The organism is Betaproteobacteria bacterium (assembly GCA_016709965.1).
Taxonomy (GTDB): Bacteria; Pseudomonadota; Gammaproteobacteria; order Burkholderiales; family Rhodocyclaceae; genus Azonexus; species Azonexus amarohabitans.
Map to the genome: position 1 here is coordinate 576,655 of JADJLT010000001.1, position 26,006 is coordinate 602,660.

Genomic DNA, 26,006 nt, shown 5'->3' on the forward strand with positions numbered 1-26,006 from the left:
AGATCAGCCAGCCAGGTGGCAGCTGACGATATGCGTTCCTGACATCTCGGTCACTGTCGGGTAACTTTGCCGACAAACATCCGTTGCCAGCGGGCAGCGCGGATGAAAGTGGCACCCCTCAGGCGGATTAGCCGGCGATGGTGTCTCACCGGACAGGCGAATGATCTCGGTATGGCCATCGAGGCGCGGCGCTGGCACTGCGGACAATAATGCCTGGGTGTATGGATGCCTTGGCGAACGCAAAACTTCTTCCGCCCTGCCCTGCTCAACGATGCGCCCGAGATACATCACGGCGACATCGTGTGCCAGATATTCCACCACCGCAAAATTATGTGTGATGAACAGGTAGGCAACACCGAGTTCCACCTGCAAACTCTTCAGCAAATTGAGAATTTGCGCCTGCACCGAGACATCGAGCGCTGATGTCGGTTCGTCACAGATCAGCAATTCAGGTTGTACGGCAAGCGCACGCGCGATGGCGATACGCTGGCGCTGCCCCCCGGAGAATTCATGCGGGTAGCGCTCGACAGCTTCCATCGGCAGGCCGACTTGCTGCAGCAAGGCTAGTACCGCTTCCCGGTTGCCGGATTCTGCTTCGACACCGAGCGCCCCCATGCCTTCGGCGATGATTTCCCCGACACGCAACCGCGGGTTGAGCGAGGCAAAAGGATCCTGAAAAATCATCTGCATGTGCCGGCGCGCACTACGCAGCCGCCGACCCTTCAGCCCAACCAGTTCATTGCCGCCCAGCGTCACGCTGCCAGCGGTTGGTTTGATCAATTGCAGCAGCGCCTTGCCCACCGTCGTCTTGCCGCAGCCGGATTCCCCGACCAGCGCCAGCGTGCGCCCGGCGGAGATGGCCAGCGAAACACCATCGACCGCGCGAACATGGCCCACCGTCCGCTGCAGAAAACCTTTGCGAATCGGGAAATGCACTTTCAGTTCATCCACTTGCAGAAAGGCTCGACCCGGTTCGATATCGAGCTCGGTCACCGCATTGCGCGTCCGGGCATCTTCGACGGCTTCGCCCTGCCAGTGACAGCGCACCGTATGCCCTACTGCAATTTCACGCCAGGGCGGTGACTCGGCGCGGCAAACCGGCATCACGTAGTTGCAGCGTTCGGCAAAGCGGCAACCCGACGGCATGGCGGCCAGCGATGGCACCTGGCCCGGAATGGTCGTCAGCCGCAGACCGCGCCGTGAAACCTCCGGCAAGGCCTGAAACAAGGCCTGGGTATAGGGGTGCCGCGGCTGCGTAAAGAACGCTTCGCGGCTGGCAACCTCGACCAATTCGCCGGCATACATGACACCAATACGATGGGCCATGCGGGCAACGACGCCCAGGTCATGCGTGATGAGCAACATGCCCATGCCGCGGTCAACCTGAATTTTTGCCAATAAATCGAGAATTTGCGCCTGCACGGTCACGTCGAGCGCAGTGGTCGGCTCGTCGGCAATCAGCAGCTCAGGCTCGCCGGCCAGCGCAACGGCGATCATCACCCGCTGCTTCATGCCACCGGACAGCTGGAACGGGTATTCCGTCAGGCGACGTTCCGGATCGGCAATGCCAACCAGACGCAACAACTCAATCATGCGAGGAATCGCCGCGTGACCAGACAGCCCACGATGGCGCTCCAGCACTTCGCCGATCTGTCGACCGACGGTGAGCACCGGATTCAGGCTGGTCGCCGGCTCCTGAAAAATCATCGCCATCCGGCCACCGCGATAGGCGCGCATCTCGGCTTCGGAGAGACTGAGCAGTTCTTCGTCTTCCAGCGCCACCTTGCCGTTCAGAATACGGCCGGCGGCCGGTAGCAGCCGCATGATGCCTTGCGCCGTGGCCGACTTGCCACAGCCGGACTCACCGAGGAGCGCGAAGGTCTCCCCTTTCGAAATCGCAAAGGAAATGCCGTCGACCGCGGCAAGCGTCGTCTTGCCGGCGGTGAAGCCCAAACGGAGATTGTCGACCTTCAACATTTATGCGGCCCTCGGGTCGAATGCGTCGCGGACCGCGTCGGCAAACAGGTTGGCTGCCAGCACCAGCAAGAACATCGCTGAAAATGCCGCCGCCAGTGACCACCAGACGACCGGCTCACGACCCAGTTCCATGCGGGCGTTATTGATCATCGTGCCAAAGCTGGTCATCGTCGGATCGACGCCGATGCCGACGTAGGACAAGACCGCCTCGGCCAGCACCAACCCGGAGAAATCCATGACCAGCGCAATGATGACGATATGCATCAGGTTGGGCAGGATGTGGCGAATGATGATGCGCCAGTTCGACACGCCGAAAGCCTGTGCCGCCTGAATGTATTCGAGTTCGCGCAGCTTCAGCGTTTCGCCGCGCAGCAGCCGGCAAAGACCTGTCCAGCTGGTGATGCCGAGGATGCCACACAATGCCAGCAGGCGCAGGTCGGCCCGCTCGGCCGCAGTCGAGAACCAGTCGGGATGGGTGTCGATCACCACCTGCATCATCAACACGGCGGCAGCGATCAGCAGCACGCCGGGAATCGAATTGAGCACCGTGTAGATGTACTGAATGACATCATCCACCCAGCCACGGAAATAGCCGGCCACAATGCCGAGCAGCACCGCCATCGGCAGCATGACCAGCGTCGTCACCAGGCCGATGATCAGCCCGGTACGCACACTCTTGAGGATTTGATAGAGCACATCCTGGCCGACCTTATCGGTGCCGAACACATGGTACAACCCGGAGAGCCAGAACAACGGCACGACCATTAACAGCATGATGAGCAGCGTCGCCAAGACCGCATCCCAGGCGAAGGCCAATTCAGCAATTTTCAATTTCTGGATTTTTTTCCGGTTGACCGCGGCAACCACGCCAAACGCTCCCAACCAACCCACAAAGGCCAGCATCCCTGCCTTGAAGGCGGTGAAACCGACATCAGCCGCCACTTCATCCTCACGCTCGCCCAGATGCTTCCCACCATATTTCAGGCGCGGGTAATCACGCACCGAACCCTGCCCCGGCACATCGATGGTCTCCTTGGCGTAAAGGCGGGTCGCAAACGGCTGAGAATAAGTTTTCTCGTTCCGCAGGCGCAAGGGCGCAGCAATCGCATCGAGCACCGACAGAACCTCGACCGCATAAACTGCCTTCTGCCCCGGCTTGCCGTCGAGCTGCACCCGATAATGCAGCGAATCGAGCAGACCGATCAAAATGAACGCAAGCAGCACGGTGGCCGACGCCATGCCCACGCGGTTCGCCCCGACCCGCCGCCACGCGGCGAGCAGTGGCGGATTTCTGGCGATCATGACACCAACACCAATACCGCCTGCGACCAGCAACCAGATCAGGATATCCGACCAGAGAACAATGACCTCAAAACCCATCATTCGAAGCGAATCCGCGGATCAACCAGCGTGTAGGAAATATCGGTCAGGATCAGGCCGACGATATAGAGCACCGAGCCGATGAAGACCATCGAGCGCACCACCGAAAAATCCTGCGCGTTGATGGCGTCGATGGTGTAGCTGCCGAGACCGGGGATGCCGAAAAAGGACTCCGTCAACAGCGAGCCCATGAAAAGCAGCGGGATGACCACGACGACGCCGGTCAGAATGGGAATCAGCGCGTTGCGCAGCACATGGCGGAAGAACACCACCGTTTCCGGCAAGCCCTTGGCGCGGGCGGTCCGCACATAATCCTTGCCCACCTCTTCGAGAAAGATCGTCCGATACCAGCGCGTTGACGACCCGATGCCCGACACCACGCCAATCAGCACCGGCAGGATCAGGAAACGCCAAGCCTCCAACCCCGCCCCAAAGCCGGAAATCGGCACCAGTCGCCACACCTTGCTGATCAGATACTGGCCGCCAATGATGTAGAACAGCCCAGAGACCGACATCGCTGCCACGCACAGAACGACGCCCCAAAAATCGAAAGCCGTGGCACGGAAAAAGGCCAGCGTCAGCGCGAAAGTAATCGCCACAAATAATCCAAGAACGAAAGTCGGCAAGGCAATGGCCAGCGACGGCAACATGCGGCTACCGATTTCCCGGGCAATATCCCGGCCATCCTCGGCCCGTCCGAAATCGCCGACGAACATGCGGGCCGATTTTTCAAAGAAGATGGTGTCGGTCAGGCTAGCCAAGCCGGACGCCCCGGCATTGATCATCAGCGGCTTGTCGTATCCGCGCTCGGCTTTCCATTTCTGGATCGCATCCGGCGTCACCCGCTTTACACCCAACTGCATTCGGGCCATGTCGTCAGGCGTATTGACGACAAAAAACAAGGCGAAGGTGATCAGATTCACCCCGATCAAAATCGGGAGGGCATAGAGAAGGCGACGAACGATGTAAGCAAGCATTGACCCGATTATGCCAAGAGCTGGCCTTGAGTGGTTAAAGCATAATAAAGCGTCAAGCTGGACTCAGCGTCACCGGTACGCCGAAACGCTCCGCTTTCCCACCCCATCCGATTAGCAATTCACGCCTGATGCTTGTTTTCCAGCGTTGCTAAAGGGCGTTTTCGAACGCAAAATACGCCGAGATGGAAGCAAGTCAATGATGCTATACCGCGCCGAAAAGTCCATTATCTGCAAGGGATCTACGCTTTCATCGCATTTCAACTAACACTTAAAAAGCGGATGTCTACGCAGTAGTCTCCAACACCACGACACGCTTCAGGTAACTCGGTCGTGGCCCGCTCTACAGAGGAATCCCTGTCAACTTTGCTCACGGTAACACGCTCACTACGACGCATCTCGGCATCGTCCATGTCTTCGGGCAAGCCAGGGTAAGCCTCACCACGTGGCTCCCACTCGTGGAGCGTTATCACGAAATCGCATGCCTCACCGGGGTAGCTGGCTCGAAATATCACCGGGGCCTGCGCCCCCAGCATGGGATGCAAGCCCTGTGTCGGTGGAAAACGCCGGTAGCGAAGGCCGTAGACCTTCAACTCTCCGAGGTAATCGCGCTCCAGGCGCATGGGCAGCGGGAGATTTCCGCTGGATATGGCGATCTCAGGCCATGCGCCGCTCGCCGCCATTTCCTGCCCTTCCTTCAGGGGAGCCGGGCGCAGGCGCAGTTCGACGCGGGCGGTGCTGGAATCGATCAAGCGCGAACTCCCACCCTGTTCCTCGCTGGTGACATCGCCCAATAACGGCCAGAATTCCATGGCACGACGTAGCTCGAGAACGTAACCCGGTAGCCGGACTTTCGCCATCAGGCGGAATTTGTCGGTACGCAGCACCTGCTCGATAGGCTTTCCCAGCCCCAAACCCGCTAAGGCCAAGGCATCGAACACCTGCTGCAAATCCTGCTCCAGATAGAACGGCAAAGCGTGGCGGTCGTGCAGCGCCCGCCCCCAGTCGATCAGCGGCTTGTCGTAAGGTACCGCTGATAGCATGGCAACGATGGCGCGGAGCAGGCAGGCGAGCGCCGTCGCTCTTTCCGTGCTTTGCGGCATGCGCAGGGCGCGGAACTCGACCAGGCCAAGACGTCCCCGCCCTTTCAGGAAGGGATTCCACAACTTTTCGATATTGATTTCGGAACGGTGGCTGTTGCCGGCCACGTCGCACAAGAAAGGGGCCAGGCCCTGCCACACCAGATCGGGGGTAAGCTCCGGGCAATTGGCCAGCAAGTCGAGTTCGAGCACGAGCTCATCGAAGGCATCGATCCCGCGTTCGTCCGGACGTACCGAAATGCCACTGCCGCCGACGAAATCGTGAGCGAAGAGGTAGGACAGTGCCGGGTGGTGGTTGAAGAATCGCACCAGACGCAGCACCAGTTGCGGCTGCAGGATGAAGGGGCTGGTATGCGGCGACGGGCCACCCAAAGTGATATGCCCTCCGCCACCGGAATCCGCCACGGCGCCGTTGAAATACAGGCGGTAAGGCGTCAGCCCCACGGTGCTGGCACTGTCGTAAATCCGGCGGCTGCGCCAGAGAAATTGCTCGGCGCTGGCATTGGGTGCGGAGTTGATCTCGATGACTGCCGGGTCCGGCGTGATGGTGGTGAGTTCGAAATTTTCATCGGTCGGCGGCGCGTCGCCAGCGATAATCAACGTGGACAAGCCGGCATTGCGAGCGGAACGCGCCACGGCGTCCAGTACCTTATGGCATCGCGGCATGCTGTCAAGGGCCGGCAGACCGAGGCGTGCCGACACGCTATCTGTCGTAACGGTGGCGATGGACAATGCGAAACGCAGTTTTTCGCTCTCCCCCTCGCCCCGTACGACGAGTTCTCGCTTATCGGTATCCGCATCAATCTCCAATTCAGTATCTCTGCTGTTGTCGACTTCGGCGTCATCTTCCGTATCGACAGGCCACCCTGCTTCGGTCAGGGCTTCCGCCAGCGCAGCAACCCAAATATCCAGGTCTGGCGATGCCGGTAACGCCTCTTCACACAACAGCGGATCGGGCGGACCTTGCCAGAACGGCGCCCCATCGCTCCGCCGATAGAGGCCAATATTCCAGCGCGGCCTGGATTCGCCGGGATAGAGGCGCCCAGTGCTGCGCAGGATCATCGCGCCCGACATATGCGTAGCAAGCTCCTTGGCCAGTTCGTGGGCCCGTGCTTCCTTTTCACCCCCCAGCGCACTGCTCAGCCATTCCGGCGCTTGCGAATAGCGATCAGTGAAGGTCGGCTCGGAGCCGACCCAAAGGTTCAGGCCACGCTCACGGACGGCCCGGTCGTGCTCACGAACAGCCAATGTGAAGGCATCTGTCGAATTCATGATAAGCATTTCCCGGCCGACTATCTGCAGCCCAAGCACTTGCCCGGCTCAAGCCTCAGGCAAGGCTGATCGTCGATCAGTGTTCGGCAGCAACCGTCCATGCAGCACCTCCCAGCAGCAGTGATTCCAGATGACCAGACCCTTTCTCGGCCACGAGGGCGGCGGATTGCTCGGCGCACAGCTCTTCGTAGGCCGGCAGGCTGGCATTGCGGAAGATGCCGAGCGGCAGCGGAAATTCCGGCGCCTGCATTTGCGACAGTAAAAAGCCCAGGCTGGACTCGGGCATGGCGGCGTCATGTACCAGCAGATCAGCCTCATTGACGCCATTAGCGCCCAGTGTGACGACCTCGGGCCGCAGCCCCCTGAGGCGAATACCCTTGTCGCGCTGCTTGCCGAAGATCATCGACATGCCGTGTTCGAGCACAAGGCGGGCATCGTCGCGCGTCGCTTTGTTGGTCAATGCTTCGTAGGTGCCGTCAGCGAACATATTGCAGTTTTGCAGTACCTCAACAAAGGCCGTGCCGCGATGCACGGCAGCCTGCTTCAAGATCGCGCCAAGATTGGCGAGGTCGGTATCGACGGTACGCGCCACAAACGTAGCCCCGGCGCCGATGGCCACGGCCACCGGATTGAAGGGCCGGTCGATATTGCCGTAGGGCGTGGTCTTGGTCTTCTGGCCGATCTCCGAGGTGGGCGATGCCTGCCCCTTGGTCAGTCCGTAGATGCGGTTGTTGAGCAGGACAATCTTGATGCCGATATTTCGCCGCATGGCGTGGATGAAATGGTTGCCGCCAATGGCCAGCGCGTCGCCGTCGCCGGTCACCACCCAGACCGACAACTCGGGCCGGGCCAGCTTCAGGCCGCTGGCAATGGCCGGCGCCCGGCCGTGGATGCTGTGCATCCCGTAGGTTTCCATGTAATAGGGAAAGCGCGAGGAACAACCGATGCCGGAAATGAAAGCGTAATTTTCACGCGGCGCATCCAGTGTAGGCAGCAGTTTCTGGATCTGCGTGAGCAGCGCGTGGTCGCCGCAGCCCGGGCACCAGCGAACCGCCTGCGAGCTTTCGAAATCCTTTTTGGTCAGGGCATGGAATTCGATGGACTTTTCGATGGGCTGGTTCATGCCGGTTCTCCACAGGTAAGTTCGAGAATTCGCTGGACAAGCTCGGACACCATGAACGGCTTGCCCTGCACCTTGGGCAGCGAAACCACTTCGCGCAAATAGGTTTCACGCAAGATTTTGGCAAGCTGGCCGAGGTTAAGTTCGGGCACCAGGACGATATCGAAACGGCTCAAAATGTCGCCCAGATCGGCCGGCAGCGGATTGAGATAACGCAGGTGTACATGCGCTACCGACTGGCCGCGAGCCTCCGCTTCAGCACGCGCCTGGGCGACGGCGCCATAGGTGCCGCCCCAACTGAGCAACAGCAATTCGCCGCTGGCCGGACCAACGATCTTGGTTGCCGGCATGTCGCGCACCATGCTGGCAACCTTGGCGGCACGGGTTTCAACCATGCGCTGATGATTGGCCGGCGCGTGCGAGATATTGCCGCTGAGAAAGTCCTTTTCCAGTCCACCGATGCGGTGTTCCATCCCTGGCGTGCCCGGTGTCACCCAGGCGCGCGCCAGATTTTCGTCACGCGCATAGGGCTGATAGCCGGCCGGATCGGTGCGATAACTGACCTTGAATTCGGGCAGGCTATCTACCTCCGGCACCCGCCAGGGTTCGGCGCTGTTGGCGATGCCTCCGTCGCTCAGGAAGATGACCGGCGTCATATACTTGACCGCCAGTCGGAAGGCTTCTTGCGCGCAGTCGAAGCAATCAGCCGGAGAGCTGGCGGCAATGACTGGCACCGGGCATTCACCGTTACGGCCATACATCGCCTGCAGCAGATCTGCCTGCTCCACCTTGGTCGGCAAACCCGTGGAAGGGCCGGCGCGCTGGACATTGACGATGACCAGCGGCAATTCCAGCATGACGGCCAGCCCCAAGGCCTCGGTCTTCAGCGCCATCCCGGGGCCGGAAGTGGTCGTCAGCCCGAGGGCGCCACCATAGGAGGCACCGATAGCGGCGCAGATGGCGGCAATCTCGTCCTCTGCCTGGAAGGTTCTTACCTTGAAGTTCTTGTGCAGCGACAGTTCATGCAGGATGTCGGTCGCTGGCGTAATCGGGTAGGAGCCGAGAAACAAGGGGGTGCCCGAGCGCTCCGACGCGGCAATGAAGCCCAGGGCAGCGCCCTGGTTGCCGGTGATGGTGCGGTATTTTCCCGGCGGCAGATGGGCTTGCGGCACGTGATAAACCGGGGCGACCATTTCCGTCGCGTCGCCATAGGCATAACCAGCGCTCAAGGCGTTGATGTTGGCTTCGGCAATCTGTGGTTCCTTACTGCCGAACTTGCTGCGGATGTCGGCAATCTGCTGATCCGGGCTCTCGCCGAACAGCGACAACATCAAGCCGAGAGCAAAGTAGTTCTTGCAGCGGCCGATTTCCTTTTTGCCCAGGCCGGAACTCGCCAGCGCCTGGGCAGTCAGGCCGGACATGTCCACCGCGAAAATCCGATAGTCGGCCAGGCTGCCATCCTCCAGCGGATTGGCCGCATAACCGGCCTTTTCCAGATTGCCGGCGGTGAAGGCACCACTATTGACGATCAGCGTGGCGCCAGACTTGGCATCGGACAGATTGCTGGCCAGCGCTGCCGGGTTCATGATCACCAGCAGATCGGGCTTATCCCCGGACGTGAGCGCACTACCGCTCGCCAACTGAACCTGAAAGCCGGAAACACCGAACAGGGTACCGGTCGGTGCGCTGATTTCCGGCGGGTAATCCGGATGGGTAGCAAAGTCATGCCCGGAACGCCCCATGACACGAGCGAAGTCACTGCCGGTCAGTTGCATGCCGTCACCGGAATCACCGACAAAGCGGATGACAATACTTTCGGTTTCCTGGATCAGCCTGTGCGGGATCGATGACAAGTCGCTGGCACCAATCCCGTCGCTAGGAGAGATTGTGGTCATGATTCCTCCTTGAAGATCGTTACGCGCGCAATGGGGAGCGCGTTGAATCCGACGCAAACAATATGCCAAGTTATTGCAATGGATGGGCGCCAAGGGTAATGAAGTCATCAAACCAAAGGGGGCACGACAAATCCGTTGCTCTTTAGCCAAGAACCTTGGCAATCAACAACATTAAACCGACGGTAACAAGCACTGCACGCGACTTTATGTAGTGATGAAACCTAATCAACAGCTTTTGTCATCGTGCAATTTTGGGCTCGACCAAACACTCTTAATGTTTGGTTCATGACAGTAATGCCGTCGCAATGCCGCACCGTGATGGCGTAGTTTCGCACTAATGTAGCGCACAGAAAGACTGGATGGGCGAACGCCTCCTTTAGCGGCCACCGTTTCGTGCCGGTGTCAGAAGTGACTTCCGAGTCGCGAAGTGGGTCGCTTGTGTATGGCAACGCACATACATCCAGCGGGTTAGGTTACAGAGTGAGGACATGTGAGTCGATGGCCGACTTCGACTGTGGTCCAACGTCCGAGGACAAGCGATCAACCGAGGCCAATGACGACGATCTGCTCCGTCACTGAAAGTTCCTGCCGCATGTTGGAAAGCTTGCAATACCTCGAGAAATTCGCATCGTCATGACTGATGGAGACATCGGGCGAGTCAATGACCCCTACTTCGACGACCAAGTCTTGGCCATCGGCTACTTCATTGTTAACACCAAGCGTGGCGGTCGAATTGCACCGCGAGTCGGTGAAGGTTGCGCCGGCCTACGACTCGTCAGCCGACCTGAACCGGCAAAGCGAGTCGGGCCTGTACACACACTACGCTCGCCCCAATTGCTGCAAGGCCAACTCGATGCTCGGGCACCAGTTCTGAAGCCAGCACCGCAGGGCCCACTCCATAACACTCCTGAACCGAAAGCTGCCCACATGAACAAACCCACCCAGTCACTGCATCAACTCGGCCAGAGCCTCTGGCTCGACAACATCACGCGGACGCTGCTGCAAAGCGGCTCCTTGGCCCACTACATCAGCGATCTGTCGGTGACCGGCCTGACCTCAAACCCGACGATCTTCGAACACGCGATTGGCGCCGGCGACAGCTACGACGCGAGCATCCGTGTGCTCTCAGAAGCCGGCTTGTCCGGCGAGGAGCTGTTCTTCGAACTCGCCATCGAAGACCTGAGCGAGGCGGCCGACCTGTTCCGCCCCGAATTCGAGGCGAGCCACGGCGTGGACGGCTGGGTGTCGCTGGAGGTATCGCCACTGCTCGCCCACAACGCGACCCATACAATCCAGGCGGCGAACCGGCTGCATGCGAAGGCCGCCAAGGCAAACCTGTTCATCAAGATTCCGGGCACCCCCGAAGGCATTGAAGCCATTGAGGAGGTCATCTTTGACGGCGTGCCGGTCAACGTCACGCTATTGTTCTCTTGCGAACATGTGATGGCTGCAGCCGAGGCTTATATGCGCGGCCTTGAACGCCGCTTGGTGGCCGGTCTCGACCTCAAGGTGGCGTCGGTGTTGTCGCTCTTCGTCAGCCGCTGGGACGTGGTGGTCAAGCAGGAAGTTGCATCGCCATTCCACAACCGCCTGGGCATCGCCATTGCCATGCGCACCTACAAGGCGCACTGCGAACTGCTGGCTTCGGAACGCTGGCAGCGCCTGGCCGCCGCCGGCGCGCAGGCGCAGCGCCTGCTGTGGGCGAGCACTGGCACCAAAGACCCGGCGGCGCCGGACACGTTATACGTGCAATCGCTGGCGGCACCCGGCACGATCAATACGCTGCCTGAGAAGACGCTGCTAGCCTTTGCCGATCACGGCCAGGTAGGAACGATGTTGCCGGTCGACGGCGGTTACGCCGAGGCCGTAATCGAAGAATTCCACCGCGAAAACGTTGACGATAACGCCTTGGCCGCAAGGCTCCAGCGTGAAGGTGTCGAAGCCTTCGCAACTTCGTGGCATGCCTTGCTGTCGCGCATCAGCGATAAGTGCCCGGCACCGCCAGAGCGGACATGAAGGGCGTGAAGCCAGCCACCGCACGCCCTGCCTGGCAGGCGCTGGTGACGCATCATGCGCATATCGGCACCAGGCATCTGCGCGAGCTGTTTGCCGCGGACCCGGAGCGCGGCCAGCGCTGGACAGTCAGCGCCGCCGGGCTCACCCTGGACTACTCGAAGAACCGCATCGACGAAAAAACCGTCGCGCTGCTCGCCGCGCTGGCCCGCGACAGCGATCTGCAGGGGCGCATCGCCGAAATGTTCGCTGGCGAGGTGATCAACACGACCGAACAACGCGCGGTGCTGCACACGGCCCTGCGCGCCCCGGCCAATGAACATCTCTGGGTAGACGGCGTAGACGTCGTGCGTCAGGTGCACGATGTACTGGCCCGGATGGCCACTTTCAGCGAGCAGATTCGCAACGGCAGCTGGCGTGGCCACACCGGCCGGCCGATCCGCCACGTGATCAACATCGGCATTGGCGGGTCCGACCTTGGCCCGGTGATGGCGTACGAGGCACTGAAGCATTACAGCCAGCGCGAGCTGGACCTGCGCTTCGTCTCCAACGTCGACGGCACCGCGCTGGCCGAAGCCACGCGCGGCCAGGACGCCGCCGAGACGCTCTTCATCGTCTGCTCCAAGAGCTTTGGCACAGTGGAAACACTGACCGATGCGCGCGCCGCCCGCGCCTGGAGCCTGCGCCAGTTGCATGACGAGGCCGCGGTGGCGAAGCACTTCGTCGCTGTGTCGACCAACGCCCAGGCGACCGCCGAGTTCGGCATCGCGCCCGAGCAGATGTTCCCGCTCTGGGACTGGGTCGGCGGCCGCTATTCGATGGCCTCGGCGATTGGCCTGTCAACCATGATCGCCATTGGCGCGGATCACTTCCGCGACTTGCTGGCCGGCATGCGGGCCATGGATGAACACTTCCGCCAGGCGCCGATCGAAGACAACATGCCCGCCCTGATGGGCCTGCTGGCCATTTGGAACAACGACTTTCTCGGTGCTGCCACGCAGGCGGTGCTGCCCTACGAGCAATACCTGGCGCGCTTCCCGGCCTACCTGCAGCAGTTGACGATGGAAAGCAATGGCAAACATGTCACGCGCGAAGGGCAGCCCGTTGGCTGCGAGACCTCGCCCATCGTCTGGGGCGAGCCAGGCACCAACGGTCAGCATTCGTTCTACCAATTGTTGCACCAGGGCACGCGACTGGTGCCCTGCGACTTCATCGGCTTTGGGCAAAGCCTCAACCCGATGGGCGCCGAAGTCGGTCGTGTCGACAGTCAGCATGACCTGCTGATGGCCAACCTGTTCGCCCAGGCTGAAGCACTGGCCTTCGGCAAGACGGCCGACGAAGTCCGCGCCGAGGGCGTGCCGGAAGCGCTGGTGCCGCACCGCGTGTTCACCGGCAATCGACCGAGCAACACGTTGCTGGCCCGCCAACTCACGCCGCATACGCTGGGCGCCCTGGTCGCGCTGTACGAGCACAGTGTCTTTACCCAAGGCGTGATCTGGGGCATCGACTCTTTCGACCAGTGGGGCGTCGAACTCGGCAAGGTGCTGGCCGAGACCACCGCGGCCGAATTGGCTGGCGAAGACCTTGCGCCATCGCACGACAGCTCGACCAATGCCCTCATCCAACGCTACCGCGAACTGCGCAAGGAACACCCATGACTTCAAACGAACTGCAAGACCTCGACCTGCGCTGCATCAACACCCTGCGCACATTGGCCATTGACCAGATAGAAAAAGCCAACTCCGGTCATCCGGGCACACCGATGGGCGCAGCCCCCACCGCCTACTGTCTGTGGCAGCGCTTTCTGCGCTTCGCCCCCGAAGATGCCGCCTGGCCTGATCGCGACCGTTTCGTGCTGTCGGTAGGTCATGCCTCTGCCCTGTTGTACGGGCTGCTGCACCTGTGCGGCGTCAAGGCCGCGACTAGCCTGGATTCCACACGCCAAGGTCTGGCGGTGACGATGGCCGACCTGCAGAGTTTTCGCCAGGTTGACAGCCGCTGCACCGGGCATCCCGAACACGGCTGGACGACCGGCGTCGAGACAACCACCGGACCGCTCGGCCAGGGTCTGGCGACCAGCGTCGGCATGGCCATCGCCCAGGCCTGGCTGGCCGCCACCTACAACCGCCCCGGTTTTACCCTCTTCGAACATCGCGTGTTCGCGCTGGCCGGCGACGGCGACATGATGGAAGGCATCAGTGCCGAAGCAGCATCGCTCGCCGGGCATCTGAAGCTGTCAAAGCTATGCTGGATCTACGACAGCAACCAAATCAGCATCGAAGGCTCGACGGACATCACCTTTACCGAGAACGTCAGCGCCCGCTTCACGGCCTGCGGCTGGCAGGTGCTGCAGGTGGCAGACGCCAACGACATCGAGGCCACCACGCTGGCCTTGCGAACCTTCGAGGGCACCGACGACCGCCCTACCCTGATCATTGTGCAAAGCCATATCGGCTACGGCGCGCCGCACAAGCAGGACAGCGCTGCCGCCCATGGCGAGCCGCTGGGCACGGATGAGGCGCGCGGTACCAAGCAGTTCTACGGCTTTGACCCCGACGCCAACTTCGCCGTGCCCGAAGGCGTGCGCGAGCATTTCAGTGCGCACTTCGGGCAACGCGGCAGCGTCGGACATGTCACCTGGCAGGCCAGTTTCGCGGCCTACCGCGCGGTCTACCCCGAGTTGGCGACGCAGATCGATCAGATGCAGCGGCGCGAATTGCCCGACGCCTGGGACACCATGCTGACTGTCTTCCAACCCGACACCAAGGGATTGTCCACGCGCGAAGCTTCGGGCCAGGTGCTCAACGCAGTTGCCGCCCACGTGCCTTGGCTGCTCGGCGGCTCGGCCGATCTGGCGCCATCGACCAAGACGACGCTGGCCTTTGACTTCGCCGGCGCCTTCGAGCCAGCGTCGCCGGCCGGCCGCAACTTCCACTTCGGCATCCGCGAGCACGCCATGTGCGCGGCAGCCAGCGGCATGGCACTGTCCGGGCTGCGCCCCTTCGCCGCCAGCTTCTTCATCTTTACCGACTACGCCCGCGGTGCGATCCGCCTCGCCGCGATGATGGGCCTGCCAGTGATCTACGTCTGGACGCACGATTCAATTGCCATGGGTGAAGACGGCCCGACGCACCAGCCGGTCGAACAACTGGCATCGTTCCGGGCCATGCCCGGCATGGTGACCCTGCGACCGGCCGATACGAATGAGGTGGTGGAGGCCTGGCGCTTGATAATGACACTGCGTGATCAGCCGGCCAACCTGGTTCTGTCGCGTCAGGCGCTGCCGACGCTGGACCGCAGTCGCTATGCGTACGCAACCGGTCTTGCCCGTGGCGCCTACGTGCTGGCCGACGCCGATGACGGCCGACCCGACGTGCTGCTGCTGGCCAGCGGCAGCGAGGTGGCGCTCTGCATCGCTGCTTATGAACAGCTCAAGCTCGAAGGCGTCAAGGCGCGCGTTATCAGCATGCCGTCGTGGGATTTGTTCGAGCGCCAGGACGAGAATTATCGGGAGCAGGTGCTGCCCGAAGCCGTGCACGCCCGTGTCTCGGTCGAAGCAGCCTCGGCGCTGGGTTGGGACCGCTATGTCGGTCGCCACGGTGAAATCATCGCAATGCGCAGCTTTGGCCTGTCGGCACCCGGCAAGGTGGTTCAACAGCATTTTGGCTTCGATGTACCGCATGTGCTCGCTGCGGCCAGGCGACAGCTGGACCGGCATGGCAGGGGAAGCGCCGCATGAGCACCGACATCAGCCCGCTGGCTGGCAAGCTGGCGCCGAAGTCCGTGCTCATCGACGTCGACAAGCTCGTGGCGGCCTACTTCGCGGAACGTCCGGACCCGACTGTGCCGGGCCAGCGCGTGGCTTTCGGCACTTCGGGCCACCGCGGCTCGGCCTTCGATGTCTCATTCAATGAATGGCATGTACTCGCCATCACGCAGGCGATCTGCGATTACCGCAAGAGCCAGGACATCACCGGGCCGCTGTTCATGGGTATCGACACCCACGCCCTGTCAGCGCCGGCCTGCGCCAGTGCGCTGGAAGTATTGGCCGCCAACGACGTATTCGTGGTGCTCGCCACCGACAACGAGTTCACGCCGACACCGGCCATCTCGCATGCCATTCTCAAACACAACCGTGGCGGCAGCGGCGCGCGGGCCGACGGCATCGTCGTGACGCCGTCGCACAACCCGCCGCGTGACGGTGGCTTCAAGTACAACCCGCCCCATGGCGGGCCTGCCAGCCAGGACGTAACCGATGCAATCCAGGCCGCCGCCAACGGCTATCTCGAGCGCAGCCTGCAAGGGGTGCGGCGCATGCCCCATGCCCAGGCGCTGCTGGCGACGACCACCCACCACCGCGACTTCCTGAGTACTTATGTCGATGCCCTCGATCAGGTGATCGACATGGCGGCGATCCGCGATGCCAAGGTCCGCATCGGCGTCGACCCGCTGGGTGGCGCCGGCGTGCATTACTGGGCGGCGATTGCCGAGCGCTGGAACCTCGACTTGACAGTGGTCAGCGCCGAGGTCGATCCAACCTTCGCCTTCATGACCCTGGATTGGGATGGCCAGATCCGCATGGACCCGTCGTCGGAATACGCCATGCAGCGGCTGATCAGCATCAAGGATCGCTTCGACATTGCCTGCGCCTGCGATACCGACCATGACCGCCACGGCATTGTCACGCCTGCTGCCGGGCTGCTGCCGCCGAACCACTTTCTCGCCGTGGCCATCGACTACCTGTTTCAACATCGACCCCAGTGGCCCGCGAGCGCCGCCGTGGGTAAGACGGTGGTCAGCACACAGTTGATCGACCGCGTCGCAGCGCGTCTGGACCGCAAGCTGTTCGAGGCGCCGGTCGGCTTCAAGTGGTTCTCGCAAGGATTGCTGGACGGCAGCCTCGGCTTCGGCGGCGAAGAAAGCGCCGGCGCCGCCTTCCTGCGCCACGACGGCACTGCCTGGACGACCGACAAGGACGGCATGATCGCAGCACTGCTCGCGGCCGAGATCACCGCACGCTGCGGGCGCGACCCTGGTGCGCTGTACCTTGAGCTCGCCAGCCAACTCGGCCAACCGGTCGCCGATCGCGTCGAGGCGCCAGCGACGGCCAAGCAGAAGAAGCGGCTGTCTGCCCTATCGCCCAAAGCCATCGCCTCGACTGAACTGGCCGGTGAGCCTGTCATAGATGTATTGAGCCAGGCGCCGGGCAACGGCGCGCCCATCGGCGGCATCAAGGTCGTCGCCAAGAGCGGTTGGTATGCCGCACGGCCGTCAGGCACCGAGGAAATCTACAAGATCTACGCCGAGAGCTTTCAGGGCAAGGCGCACCTGCAGCGCATTCTGCAACAGGCGCAGGCCACCGTCGACGCGGCGCTGGCGGAGAGGGTGGGACTCTTTAGGCAACAGCACTAACCCAATGAATACACGCGACATTCTATTCTTGTTGAGTGAAAGTGTCCCATACAAACCGGTACCCCGAAATGCGAGACCTAGCATTGTTCCGGCATGGCGGGGACACGTCAATCATTGACACCAACTAAATCCGGTACTAAATTTAGACCTAGTGAATTCTAGGAGGCAACATGCGGTCCATCGCCAACATCAAGTCCATTTCGTACCTGAAAAGCCATGCGGCCCAGATTTCTGAAGATCTGGAAATGAACGGAAATCCATTTGTTATCACTCAGAATGGTGAGGCCAGCATGGTGATTGAGGGCGTCAAGCAGTTTCAGGAAAAGGAAGCGCTCATTGCCGCTTTGAAAATCATTGCCTTGGGCGAAAAGGACCGCATACAAGGAAAAGGTATTTCCGCTACGGAATCACGGGCGCAACTGCTGGCTGCTCGTCAAAACCGCAAATAATGGCGGTCATCATTCTTCCAGATGCCCAAGCAGACTTGCTTTCACTCCAGGACTACATGCTCGACAAGTGGGGCGAAGTCGCATGGCTGAAAGCTGAGGACGAGATTTTTGAAAAGCTGGAGAAGCTTGACTCTCGCATTTTCAATGGAACGCCCGTTCAAGAACTGGCATCAGTAGGCATCTTGGACTACCAGCATGTCTATACCTCGCACCACAAATTGGTCTACCGACGGATCTGCAACGATACCTATGTGTACCTTGTTGCCGGGCATAGGCAGGACTACCCCACAACTCTGGCGAAACGGTTGTTGCGCAGGTGATTGGCTGATTAAGTGTTGGTGCTCATACAGGGCATTGATACGTGGTACCACTCAGCGCCACATCGGCTTTAACGCGCAGTTCGTTAACCCAGCTTTACAAAAGCTCACCATTAACCCAGTCATCATGTGAGATATTCTGCTCCCCACTTGAACGCGTCGTGGAGTTAAGCATTGGGTTATACGAAAAACCCTGTCGTTCTCAAGCTATTGATTAGCAAGGAAAAACAGGGCTTTATTGATGCTGGCGGAGAGGGTGGGATTCGAACCCACGGTACCTTGCAGTACGCCTGATTTCGAATCAGGTACATTCGACCACTCTGCCACCTCTCCGCAGCGGCCGGGATAATAGCACAAGAGATGCACTGGATAAAACGACTATCACTGCTTACCATCTGTTTTTTCATCGCCAGTTGCGGTGAGCAGGGGCCATTGCACAAGGCAGCCTCCCTGCCATTTCCCACGCCTGCCCAGCATGATCTGGTCGTGCTGACCACCCCCGGCCCATTAACCTATTCCACTGACGATAACGGAAATCCGATTGGACTTGAGTACGACTTGACCCAGGCATTTGCCCAGGAACTTGGCGTCGATGTGAAATACGAAATCGTTGAGCCCGGCGAACTGGAATCCCGACTGGCCAACACCAAATATCACATTGCCACCGCTTGGCTTTCGCCAGGTAGCAACAGCGACCTACAGGCCACTCCACCGATTTTTCTGACGCGCGACGTGCTGGCGCAGCACGACGCCTCGCTACCTCTCACCGACCCGAAACAACTGGCCGGCAAAACAGTGCACGTCATGGCCGGCACACGCCAAGCAAAAACAATGCGGCGACTGAGCCAGGAAATACCTGGTATTCAGGTTGTTGAAGTTGGCACCGGCGACATTCTCGAGCTCCTGGAAAAAGTAGGTGAACACAGCGTCCAATACGTCGCCATGGACGAGAATTTCGAGGACATTGCCGATCAATACATTCCCAACCTGCGTACCAGCCTGGCCCTGAGCGAAACCCAGCCAGTCGTCTGGCAACTCGGCAAGCAGCCCAATCCGGAACTGCGCGTCCGCCTCGATGCATTTATCGAGCGCGTTCAGCACGATGGAACACTGGCCCGCATTGAAGACCGCTACCTCGGCCATTTAAAGCGCCTGGATCAGGCCGACATCATCAAGTTTCTTGGCGAAGTCGAAACGACCTTGCCCAAGTACCGCAAATATTTCCTCGCGGCGCAGGCACTGACCGGCATCGACTGGCGACTGATCGCCTCGGTGTCCTACCACGAGTCGCGCTGGGACCCCAACGCCACCAGTTACACCAACGTTCGCGGCATCATGATGCTGACGGAAGAAACCGCCGACCGCCTGCAAGTCGGCAATCGGCTTGATCCGAGCGAAAGCATTCTGGCTGGCGCCCGTTATATCAACATGCTGAAGGACTTGCTGCCCGATGAAGTTGAAGAGCCGGATCGCACCTGGCTGGCGCTTGCCGCCTACAACATCGGACCCGGCCATTTCAACAGTGCTCGCGTACTGGCCAAACAACTGAAGGCCGACCCCAACGCCTGGTATGACATGAAGCGGGTGTTGCCAAAACTGGCTCAGGCCAAGTATGCCCAACTGGTGAAATCCGGCCGGGCTCGGGGCGGCGAAGCGGTCATCCTGGTCGAGAATATCCGAAACTATTACGACATCCTGCTCCGCAATGCCGATCCTTTTGCGCCAACGCCATCAGCCGCCGAAGGCCTGAAGCGCCTGGTGATGGAGGTGGAAGAGCGACGCAAGGCTTACGTCAAGCGGATCGCGGCAGCCAAGGCAATCACTACCGTAACCAGCACCGACGAATCAGGCACGCCCGCGCTTCGCCTGCCCACCATCGATCAGAATACGAGCCCTGTCGCCCCGGCCAACACCGGACAAGTTGAAAGCTTGCCCAAAAGCTAGCGCAAGAGGCCGACTACGCCCCTGGTTTGGCCGAGAGAACTTCCAGCCCGCCCATATAAGGCCGCAGCACCGCCGGAATTGTCACGCTGCCATCGGCCTGCTGATTGTTTTCCAGAATCGCCACCAGCGTGCGACCAACCGCCAGACCGGAGCCATTCAGTGTGTGGCAAAGCTCGGGTTTATTTTTGTCATTGCGGAAACGCGCCTGCATGCGACGGGCCTGGAAGGCGCCGAAGTTGGAGCAGGACGAGATTTCGCGGTATGTGTTCTGGGCTGGCAGCCAGACTTCAAGATCGTAGGTCTTGGCGGCTGAGAAACCCATGTCGCCGGAGCACAGCGCCATGCGGCGATAAGGCAACTCCAGCTTTTCCAGGATGACTTCGGCGTGACGAGTCAGCGCCTCGTGCGCCTCGGCCGACTGCTCCGGATGCACAACCTGAACCAACTCGACCTTGTCGAACTGGTGCTGTCGAATCATGCCGCGCACGTCACGACCGCCGGAACCGGCTTCGGAACGGAAGCACGGCGTGTGGCAGACGAACTTGAGCGGCAGCGCTTCGGCGGCGATGATTTCGTCGCGCACGATGTTGGTCACCGGAACTTCGGCCGTCGGGATCAGGTAGAGCGGATCCTGATCGCCGCGCAGCACCTTGAACAGGTCTTCTTCAAACTTCGGCAACTGACCGGTGCCGTACAGGCTGGCGGCATTGACGAGGTAAGGGGCATAAAGCTCGGTATAGCCGTGGTCAGCCGTGTGGGTGTCGAGCATGAACTGGGCAAGCGCGCGGTGCAGGCGGGCCAGGCCGCCCTTGAGCAGCGAGAAGCGGGAGCCAGCAATCTTGGCAGCGGTGGTGAAATCGAGCTGGCCGAGTTGCTCGCCGACATCGGTGTGATCCTTGACTTCAAAATCGAACGTACGCGGCGTACCCCAGCGCTTGACTTCAACGTTGCCGGTTTCATCGCTGCCAATCGGCACGGAATCATCGGGGATATTCGGCAGGGCTGCGAGGATCGCGTTGAACTGTTCCAGCAATTCGCCAAGCCGGGCCTCGGAAGCCTTCAGCTCGTCGCCCAGCGCACCCACCTGCGTCATGACTTCTGAAGCATCCTTGCCCTGCCCCTTCAACATACCGATCTGCTTGGACAGCGAATTGCGCTGGGCCTGCAGCTCCTGCGTGCGGGTCTGCAGCGTCTTGCGCTCGGCTTCCAGCGTCTTGAATTCGGTGAAATCGATCGGCTTGCCGCGCTTGGCCAGGCCTTCGGCAACGGCGTCGAGATTGGAACGAAGTTGTTGGATGTCGAGCATGGTTATTCCTGAATGTCGCGGTCGACCGGAAAAAATGGCCAAAATCGAAATTATACGCGAGGGACATGGGCAAGCCGAGCAGCGCTACCGTGATCGACATTTGCGCCGCGCAGGCCGGCAAATTTTGTGTACCATGAGCTGTATAAAAAACATATCCGACAATGCCCGCGCACACTCGGAGACCGCAATGGAAAATCCATTTCCCGTTGCAAGGCATTTGCACAGCAAAGCCGCATTGTTCTTTCGCCGCTTCACCGCGGCCTGCCTACTGGTTGGCGCCAGCGTACTGTCGGCCGCCCATGCCGGCGACTTGAGCAAGGCTGACATCGAACGTCGCTTTGAGCCGCCGTTGCACGTACAGGACAAGCTGACCCAAATTCCCGCCTGGCCGCTGACCAGCGAACTGGAGCCGGAAGGCGGGCCGGTTGGCTATGTTTTTGAATCCATCGACCTGGCACCCGTGCCCGGCTTTGAAGGCACACCGATGAATTTCCTGGTCTCGATCGACCGCAAGGGAAATTTCATGAATGTTGAACTGCTCCGCCAGCACGAGCCGGTCTTTCTGAGCGGTCTGGGCGAGCCGCCCTTGCGCGAGTTCGTCACGCAATACGCCGGCCGTAACCTCAAGCAACAGTTTCTCATTGCCCTCAACGCCGACCGCAATCGTACCGGCCCGGCCGACAAGCGTAGCGACCAGACGACGCTGGATGGCGTTGCCAAAGCTACCGCCTCGGTGCGCATCGTCAACCAGAGCGTTCTCGGCGCCGCCCTCGAAGTCGCCCGCGCCAAGCTCGGCTTTGCCGACCGCAGCAAGCGCGGCCCGTCGGCGCAGGTGCGTACGGATGTCAACGACACGGTTGCCTTCGCCGACATGCTCAAGAACGGCATGGTCGGCCACTTGCACCTGACCAACGCCGACGTCGAGAAGCTGTTTGTCGGCACTGACGGCGCCGGCGTCGATGAAGAAGGCCTGGCCCAACCCGACGCCGTCTTCACCGATATCTACATCGCCTACCTCAACACGCCCAGCATCGGCCGCGCCATTCTCGGTGACGCCCAATACAAAGAGGCAATGACCCGCAATTTCGAGAACCGGCATCTGTGGTGGATCGCCTCGTCCGGGCGCTACCCCATCGTCGACGACAGCTTCGTGCCGGGTGGCCAGTCTTCGCGTCTGAGCATGTCACAGGACGGCCTGTTTCTTGAACTCCGCGACCAGGGCTTCGAGCCCAAAGTCAGCGTCGGATTACCGGAACTCAACACCTCCCGCCTCTTTGGCGTCTATGCTGAAGCCGGCCTCGACCCCGGCCGCCCGCTGGACCTGACGCTGAGCATCACCCGCGCCAAGGGCATGATCCTGCCCGTCCTTACGCACAAGACCGTCACGCTGAAATACGCCCCGCCCGAGCGCCTGTTCACCTACCCGCCAAAGCCGCTGCCGGAATGGGTGCTGGCCTGGCAACAGCGCTGGGTCGATCTCAGCATCCTGAGCACCGCGTTGATCCTGCTCAGCATCGTGCTCGCCCGCCCGCGCTGGATTTCCATCGATGCCAGCCGACTGAAAGTGTTCCGCCTCGGCTTTCTCGCCTTTACGCTGATCTACATCGGCTGGACCGTACAGGGGCAACTCTCCATCGTTCAGGTCACCGGCGCGCTCAAATCGCTGAAATCCGGCCAGGGCTTGTCGAGCTTCCTTTACGACCCGATTTCGCTGCTGCTCATCGCCTTTACGCTGATCACCTTCGTCGTCTGGGGGCGTGGCACCTTCTGCGGCTGGCTTTGCCCGTTCGGCGCACTGCAGGAGTTTGTCGGTCTGCTGGCCCGCAAGCTGCACCTGCCGCGCCTGCACATTCCGCTGGCCATGGCCAAGCGCCTTGAGTGGGGGCGCTATCTTGCCCTCGCCGTGCTGGCCGGCGCCGCGTTGTTCTGGCCGCATCAGGGTGAAAGCCTGAACGAACTGGAACCCTTCAAGACCGCGATCACCGTCGGCTTTGACCGAAGCTGGCCATTTGTCGCCTATGCCGTCGCGCTGCTGGTCGCCAGTGCCTTCTATTACAAGTTTTTCTGCCGCTTCATCTGCCCGCTCGGCGCCGTGATGTCGCTCGGCGGTCGACTGCGTCGTTTTGACTGGCTGACCCGCCGCGTCGAGTGCGGCAAGCCGTGCCAGAGCTGCAAGTCAAAATGCGCCTACGACGCCATCGAACCAACCGGTGAAATCCGCTATGACGCCTGCTTCCAGTGCCTGGACTGCGTCGGCATCTACCACGACACCCAACGCTGCCCGGTGCTGCTCTACGAAAAGAAGGGAAAAGTCCTGACGCCAAAGGCCATCAAGAGCGCCGGCGCAGGCGGCTGAGCAAGGCCCGGAAGCGCGTCAGCAACCAACCGGCCAGCAGCAGAAAGACGACGAGCAAACCCAGGAAAACCAGCGGCGAGGCAAGCATGGTCCACAAGCCGCCGAGCACCATGCCCTCCTCGCTGAACGACGCGATCCAGTTGGAAAACGGCTCTGGCGAGGTGTTGATCGCCAACCTGCTACCAGCCTTGGCGAAATGGGTGCCGGCCGTGATCGTGCCGCCGATCAAACCGGCCGCCACCGTCCATGCGGGATCAACATCGCCCATGGCAAAGGCCGCCAGCAGCGCGCCAGCCGGGATGCGGATGAAGGTCTGAACGCTGTCCCACAGCGAATCGAAGGCCGGAATCTTGTCGGCGATCAGCTCCGCAAAAGCCATGATGCCGGCCGCGCCAATGACCAGCGGGTTGTGCAGGACGGCCAGCGTTTCCGGCAAATGCAGATAGCCGAAATAGCTCAAAACGCCGGCCAGAAAAACCACCAAATACAGGCGCAAGCCACTGGCCCAGGCAAGGCCGGTGGAAAGCGCGATGGTCTGGACCAGGTCCATTATTTCTTGCCTGCCTTGCGATCCAGTTCCCGCAAATGGGCCAGCTTCTGGCCAATCTGCCCTTCCAGGCCGCGCGGTGTCGGCTCGTACCAGCCCGGTTCTGGCATGCCGTCGGGCAGATAGGTTTCGCCGGCGGCATAGGCTTCCGGCTCGTCGTGGGCGTAGCGGTAGGCGTGGCCGTGGCCGAGTTCCTTCATCAGCTTGGTCGGCGCGTTGCGCAAATGGTTGGGCACCGGGCGCGAGCCATCCTGCTTCACGTAAGCACGGGCTGCGTTGTAGGCCATGTAACCGGCGTTCGATTTGGCGGCCACGGCCAAGTAGATCACCGCTTGCCCGAGCGCCAGTTCGCCTTCCGGCGAGCCGAGGCGCTCAAACGTTTCGGCTGCGTCGTTGGCGATCTGCATGGCGCGCGGGTCAGCCAGGCCGATGTCTTCCCAGGCCATGCGGACGATGCGCCGGGCGAGGTAGCGCGGGTCGGCGCCACCGTCGAGCATGCGGGTCAGCCAGTAAAGCGCGCCATCCGGGTTCGAGCCACGCACCGATTTATGCAGGGCCGAGATCTGATCGTAGAAGGCATCGCCGCCCTTGTCGAAACGGCGCAGGCTTTGTGCCATCGTTTTTTCGATAAATTCCCCGTTGACCGTGGGAATGCCTGCCGTGCGTGCTGCGGTACGAACCTGCTCGAGCAAATTGAGCAAACGCCGGGCATCGCCATCGGCCAAGCCGATCAGGCGTTCGCGGGCCGATGCATCGAAGCTCAGATCAGCCAGCGCCTGAGCACAGGCCCGGTCAAAAAGCTGGCCCATTTCGGCTTCATCAAGTGACTTCAACACATAGACCGAAGCACGCGACAGCAAGGCTGAATTTAGTTCGAACGACGGGTTTTCCGTCGTTGCGCCAATAAACGTCAGCAAACCGGATTCGACAAAGGGCAGGAATCCATCCTGCTGCGCCTTGTTGAACCTATGAATTTCATCGACAAACAGGATCGTCCGCCGGCCTTGCGTGCGCCACATTTCGGCCTGCGCTACCGCCTCGCGCACCTCCTTGATGCCGGAAAACACGGCCGACAGCGCAATGAACTCGCACTGAAACTGCGTCGCCATCATGCGCGCCAGTGTGGTTTTACCCACCCCCGGCGGCCCCCAGAGGATCATCGAATGCGGCTGGCCGGATTCGAATGCCAGTCGCAAAGGCTTGCCCGGCCCGAGCAGGTGCTGCTGGCCAATCACATCATTCGGCGTTTGCGGCCGTAGTTGCTCGGCCAGTGGCGCGCCGGCATCCGGGCTGGCTTTGGCAAACAAATCGCTCATCGCCGTTATCCCCAGGCCCGGGAAAATACTTCGTCGAGCGCCGCCACCACGCAGTCACCCGCTTCCGCCAGCGAAGCAACCTTAGGCCCCAGCGCATCCAGCGACACTGAAACGATGTCGAGCGGGTTAAGCACGACCCGCCGCCCCTCAACCGTGAAGGACGGATTAACCGGCGAGGCCGGCAAATCGACCTCACGCGCCAGCAGATCGCCGGCAACCAGCGGCACGACCACGCGCCGCCGCCGCGCATCAAATGCCGCCGACTGCACGACCACGACATAAGGCACCTGCGCCGCCTGCCGACCGATATTGCGATGCACGTCAAACTGGCTCATAGCGTCGAATGCTCGTCGGCAAACGAACCGTGCGCCTCTTCAAAACGGTTCCAGGCGCCGGAAACCTCGGCGTAATGCTGCTGTTGATCCTGGCGCAATTGCTGCTCACGGGCGACGAACTCGGCCAGCAAGGTATCCACGGTCGACGACAAATTTCGGGTAAAACGCCGCGCCTGCTGAACCGTGCCTTCATTGAGCAGCAAATTAACCGGGCGTTTAGCCGGCGACGTCTGGGCATGTGATTTCATACAAAAATCTCCTCTGCGCATGGTATGCGCAGCGATTCAAAAAAG

At 60.9% G+C, this 26,006-nt stretch carries 20 protein-coding genes and 1 tRNA gene; 9 read left to right on the forward strand and 12 right to left on the reverse strand.

Annotation, left to right across the window (positions count from 1 at the left end; translation table 11 throughout):
* Nucleotides 1-3: 3 nt before the first annotated feature.
* The 6 genes from IPJ12_02895 to IPJ12_02920 all read right to left on the reverse strand — a co-directional run bounded on the left by IPJ12_02895 (nucleotide 4) and on the right by IPJ12_02920 (nucleotide 9,718).
* Nucleotides 4-1,977, reverse strand: coding sequence for a dipeptide ABC transporter ATP-binding protein (locus IPJ12_02895; GenBank protein ID MBK7646119.1), 1,974 nt, complete (start codon nucleotides 1,975-1,977; stop codon nucleotides 4-6).
* Nucleotides 1,978-3,357: an ABC transporter permease gene (locus IPJ12_02900; protein MBK7646120.1), complete on the reverse strand. Its 1,380-nt coding sequence runs from the start codon at nucleotides 3,355-3,357 to the stop codon at nucleotides 1,978-1,980.
* The gene (locus IPJ12_02905; GenBank protein MBK7646121.1) at nucleotides 3,357-4,334 is read right to left on the reverse strand and encodes an ABC transporter permease; all 978 of its coding nucleotides are present in this window, start codon (nucleotides 4,332-4,334) and stop codon (nucleotides 3,357-3,359) included. Before IPJ12_02905 ends, IPJ12_02900 begins: the two co-directional genes overlap by 1 nt.
* Nucleotides 4,335-4,591: 257 nt before the next feature.
* Nucleotides 4,592-6,703, reverse strand: coding sequence for a transglutaminase family protein (locus IPJ12_02910; GenBank protein MBK7646122.1), 2,112 nt, complete (start codon nucleotides 6,701-6,703; stop codon nucleotides 4,592-4,594).
* 76 nt (nucleotides 6,704-6,779) lie between these two features.
* Entirely contained in the window at nucleotides 6,780-7,826 is a 1,047-nt protein-coding gene (locus IPJ12_02915; GenBank protein ID MBK7646123.1) for a 2-oxoacid:ferredoxin oxidoreductase subunit beta, read from the reverse strand.
* Nucleotides 7,823-9,718, reverse strand: coding sequence for a 2-oxoacid:acceptor oxidoreductase subunit alpha (locus tag IPJ12_02920; protein ID MBK7646124.1), 1,896 nt, complete (start codon nucleotides 9,716-9,718; stop codon nucleotides 7,823-7,825). The genes IPJ12_02915 and IPJ12_02920 overlap by 4 nt, the downstream gene beginning before the upstream one ends.
* A 661-nt stretch (nucleotides 9,719-10,379) precedes the next feature.
* On the opposite strand from IPJ12_02920, the gene IPJ12_02925 reads away from it, so the two are divergent.
* The 7 genes from IPJ12_02925 (at nucleotide 10,380) to IPJ12_02955 (ending at nucleotide 17,912) form a co-directional block, all read left to right on the forward strand.
* Nucleotides 10,380-10,592, forward strand: coding sequence for a hypothetical protein (locus IPJ12_02925; GenBank protein MBK7646125.1), 213 nt, complete (start codon nucleotides 10,380-10,382; stop codon nucleotides 10,590-10,592).
* 53 nt (nucleotides 10,593-10,645) lie between these two features.
* Nucleotides 10,646-11,734, forward strand: a complete 1,089-nt coding sequence (gene tal, locus IPJ12_02930) for a transaldolase (GenBank protein MBK7646126.1) — start codon at nucleotides 10,646-10,648, stop codon at nucleotides 11,732-11,734.
* Nucleotides 11,731-13,389 (forward strand): glucose-6-phosphate isomerase, encoded by a 1,659-nt coding sequence (pgi, locus tag IPJ12_02935; GenBank protein MBK7646127.1) that lies wholly within the window; start codon nucleotides 11,731-11,733, stop codon nucleotides 13,387-13,389. Before tal ends, pgi begins: the two co-directional genes overlap by 4 nt.
* The gene (tkt, locus tag IPJ12_02940) at nucleotides 13,386-15,470 is read left to right on the forward strand and encodes a transketolase (GenBank protein ID MBK7646128.1); all 2,085 of its coding nucleotides are present in this window, start codon (nucleotides 13,386-13,388) and stop codon (nucleotides 15,468-15,470) included. The genes pgi and tkt overlap by 4 nt, the downstream gene beginning before the upstream one ends.
* On the forward strand, nucleotides 15,467-17,143 hold the full coding sequence (locus IPJ12_02945; protein MBK7646129.1) for an alpha-D-glucose phosphate-specific phosphoglucomutase: 1,677 nt from the start codon (nucleotides 15,467-15,469) through the stop codon (nucleotides 17,141-17,143). Before tkt ends, IPJ12_02945 begins: the two co-directional genes overlap by 4 nt.
* 170 nt (nucleotides 17,144-17,313) lie before the next feature.
* Nucleotides 17,314-17,592 carry a type II toxin-antitoxin system Phd/YefM family antitoxin gene (locus tag IPJ12_02950; GenBank protein MBK7646130.1) on the forward strand — a complete coding sequence of 93 codons (279 nt, stop codon included), beginning with the start codon at nucleotides 17,314-17,316 and terminating at the stop codon, nucleotides 17,590-17,592.
* Nucleotides 17,592-17,912, forward strand: coding sequence for a type II toxin-antitoxin system RelE/ParE family toxin (locus IPJ12_02955; GenBank protein ID MBK7646131.1), 321 nt, complete (start codon nucleotides 17,592-17,594; stop codon nucleotides 17,910-17,912). The genes IPJ12_02950 and IPJ12_02955 overlap by 1 nt, the downstream gene beginning before the upstream one ends.
* A 242-nt stretch (nucleotides 17,913-18,154) precedes the next feature.
* On the opposite strand, the gene IPJ12_02960 is transcribed toward IPJ12_02955, so the two are convergent.
* Nucleotides 18,155-18,242: transfer RNA gene (locus tag IPJ12_02960), tRNA-Ser, on the reverse strand.
* A 27-nt stretch (nucleotides 18,243-18,269) separates the two neighbouring features.
* On the opposite strand from IPJ12_02960, the gene mltF reads away from it, so the two are divergent.
* On the forward strand, nucleotides 18,270-19,853 hold the full coding sequence (mltF, locus tag IPJ12_02965; GenBank protein ID MBK7646132.1) for a membrane-bound lytic murein transglycosylase MltF: 1,584 nt from the start codon (nucleotides 18,270-18,272) through the stop codon (nucleotides 19,851-19,853).
* A gap of 13 nt (nucleotides 19,854-19,866) precedes the next feature.
* On the opposite strand, the gene serS is transcribed toward mltF, so the two are convergent.
* Complete coding sequence (gene serS / locus IPJ12_02970) at nucleotides 19,867-21,159, reverse strand: serine--tRNA ligase (protein MBK7646133.1); 1,293 nt, start codon at nucleotides 21,157-21,159, stop codon at nucleotides 19,867-19,869.
* A gap of 187 nt (nucleotides 21,160-21,346) precedes the next feature.
* Between serS and IPJ12_02975 the strand changes: the two genes are divergently transcribed.
* Nucleotides 21,347-23,515: a 4Fe-4S binding protein gene (locus IPJ12_02975; GenBank protein MBK7646134.1), complete on the forward strand. Its 2,169-nt coding sequence runs from the start codon at nucleotides 21,347-21,349 to the stop codon at nucleotides 23,513-23,515.
* On the opposite strand, the gene IPJ12_02980 is transcribed toward IPJ12_02975, so the two are convergent.
* From IPJ12_02980 to IPJ12_02995, 4 genes are read right to left on the reverse strand one after another with little or no spacing between them, the layout of a single operon-like run.
* Entirely contained in the window at nucleotides 23,490-24,059 is a 570-nt protein-coding gene (locus IPJ12_02980; protein MBK7646135.1) for a DUF4126 domain-containing protein, read from the reverse strand. The genes IPJ12_02975 and IPJ12_02980 overlap by 26 nt on opposite strands.
* 5 nt (nucleotides 24,060-24,064) lie before the next feature.
* Nucleotides 24,065-25,378 carry a replication-associated recombination protein A gene (locus tag IPJ12_02985; protein MBK7646136.1) on the reverse strand — a complete coding sequence of 438 codons (1,314 nt, stop codon included), beginning with the start codon at nucleotides 25,376-25,378 and terminating at the stop codon, nucleotides 24,065-24,067.
* A 5-nt stretch (nucleotides 25,379-25,383) separates the two neighbouring features.
* Nucleotides 25,384-25,713, reverse strand: a complete 330-nt coding sequence (locus IPJ12_02990) for a CcdB family protein (GenBank protein ID MBK7646137.1) — start codon at nucleotides 25,711-25,713, stop codon at nucleotides 25,384-25,386.
* The gene (locus tag IPJ12_02995) at nucleotides 25,710-25,961 is read right to left on the reverse strand and encodes a type II toxin-antitoxin system CcdA family antitoxin (protein ID MBK7646138.1); all 252 of its coding nucleotides are present in this window, start codon (nucleotides 25,959-25,961) and stop codon (nucleotides 25,710-25,712) included. Before IPJ12_02995 ends, IPJ12_02990 begins: the two co-directional genes overlap by 4 nt.
* Nucleotides 25,962-26,006 lie beyond the last annotated feature (45 nt).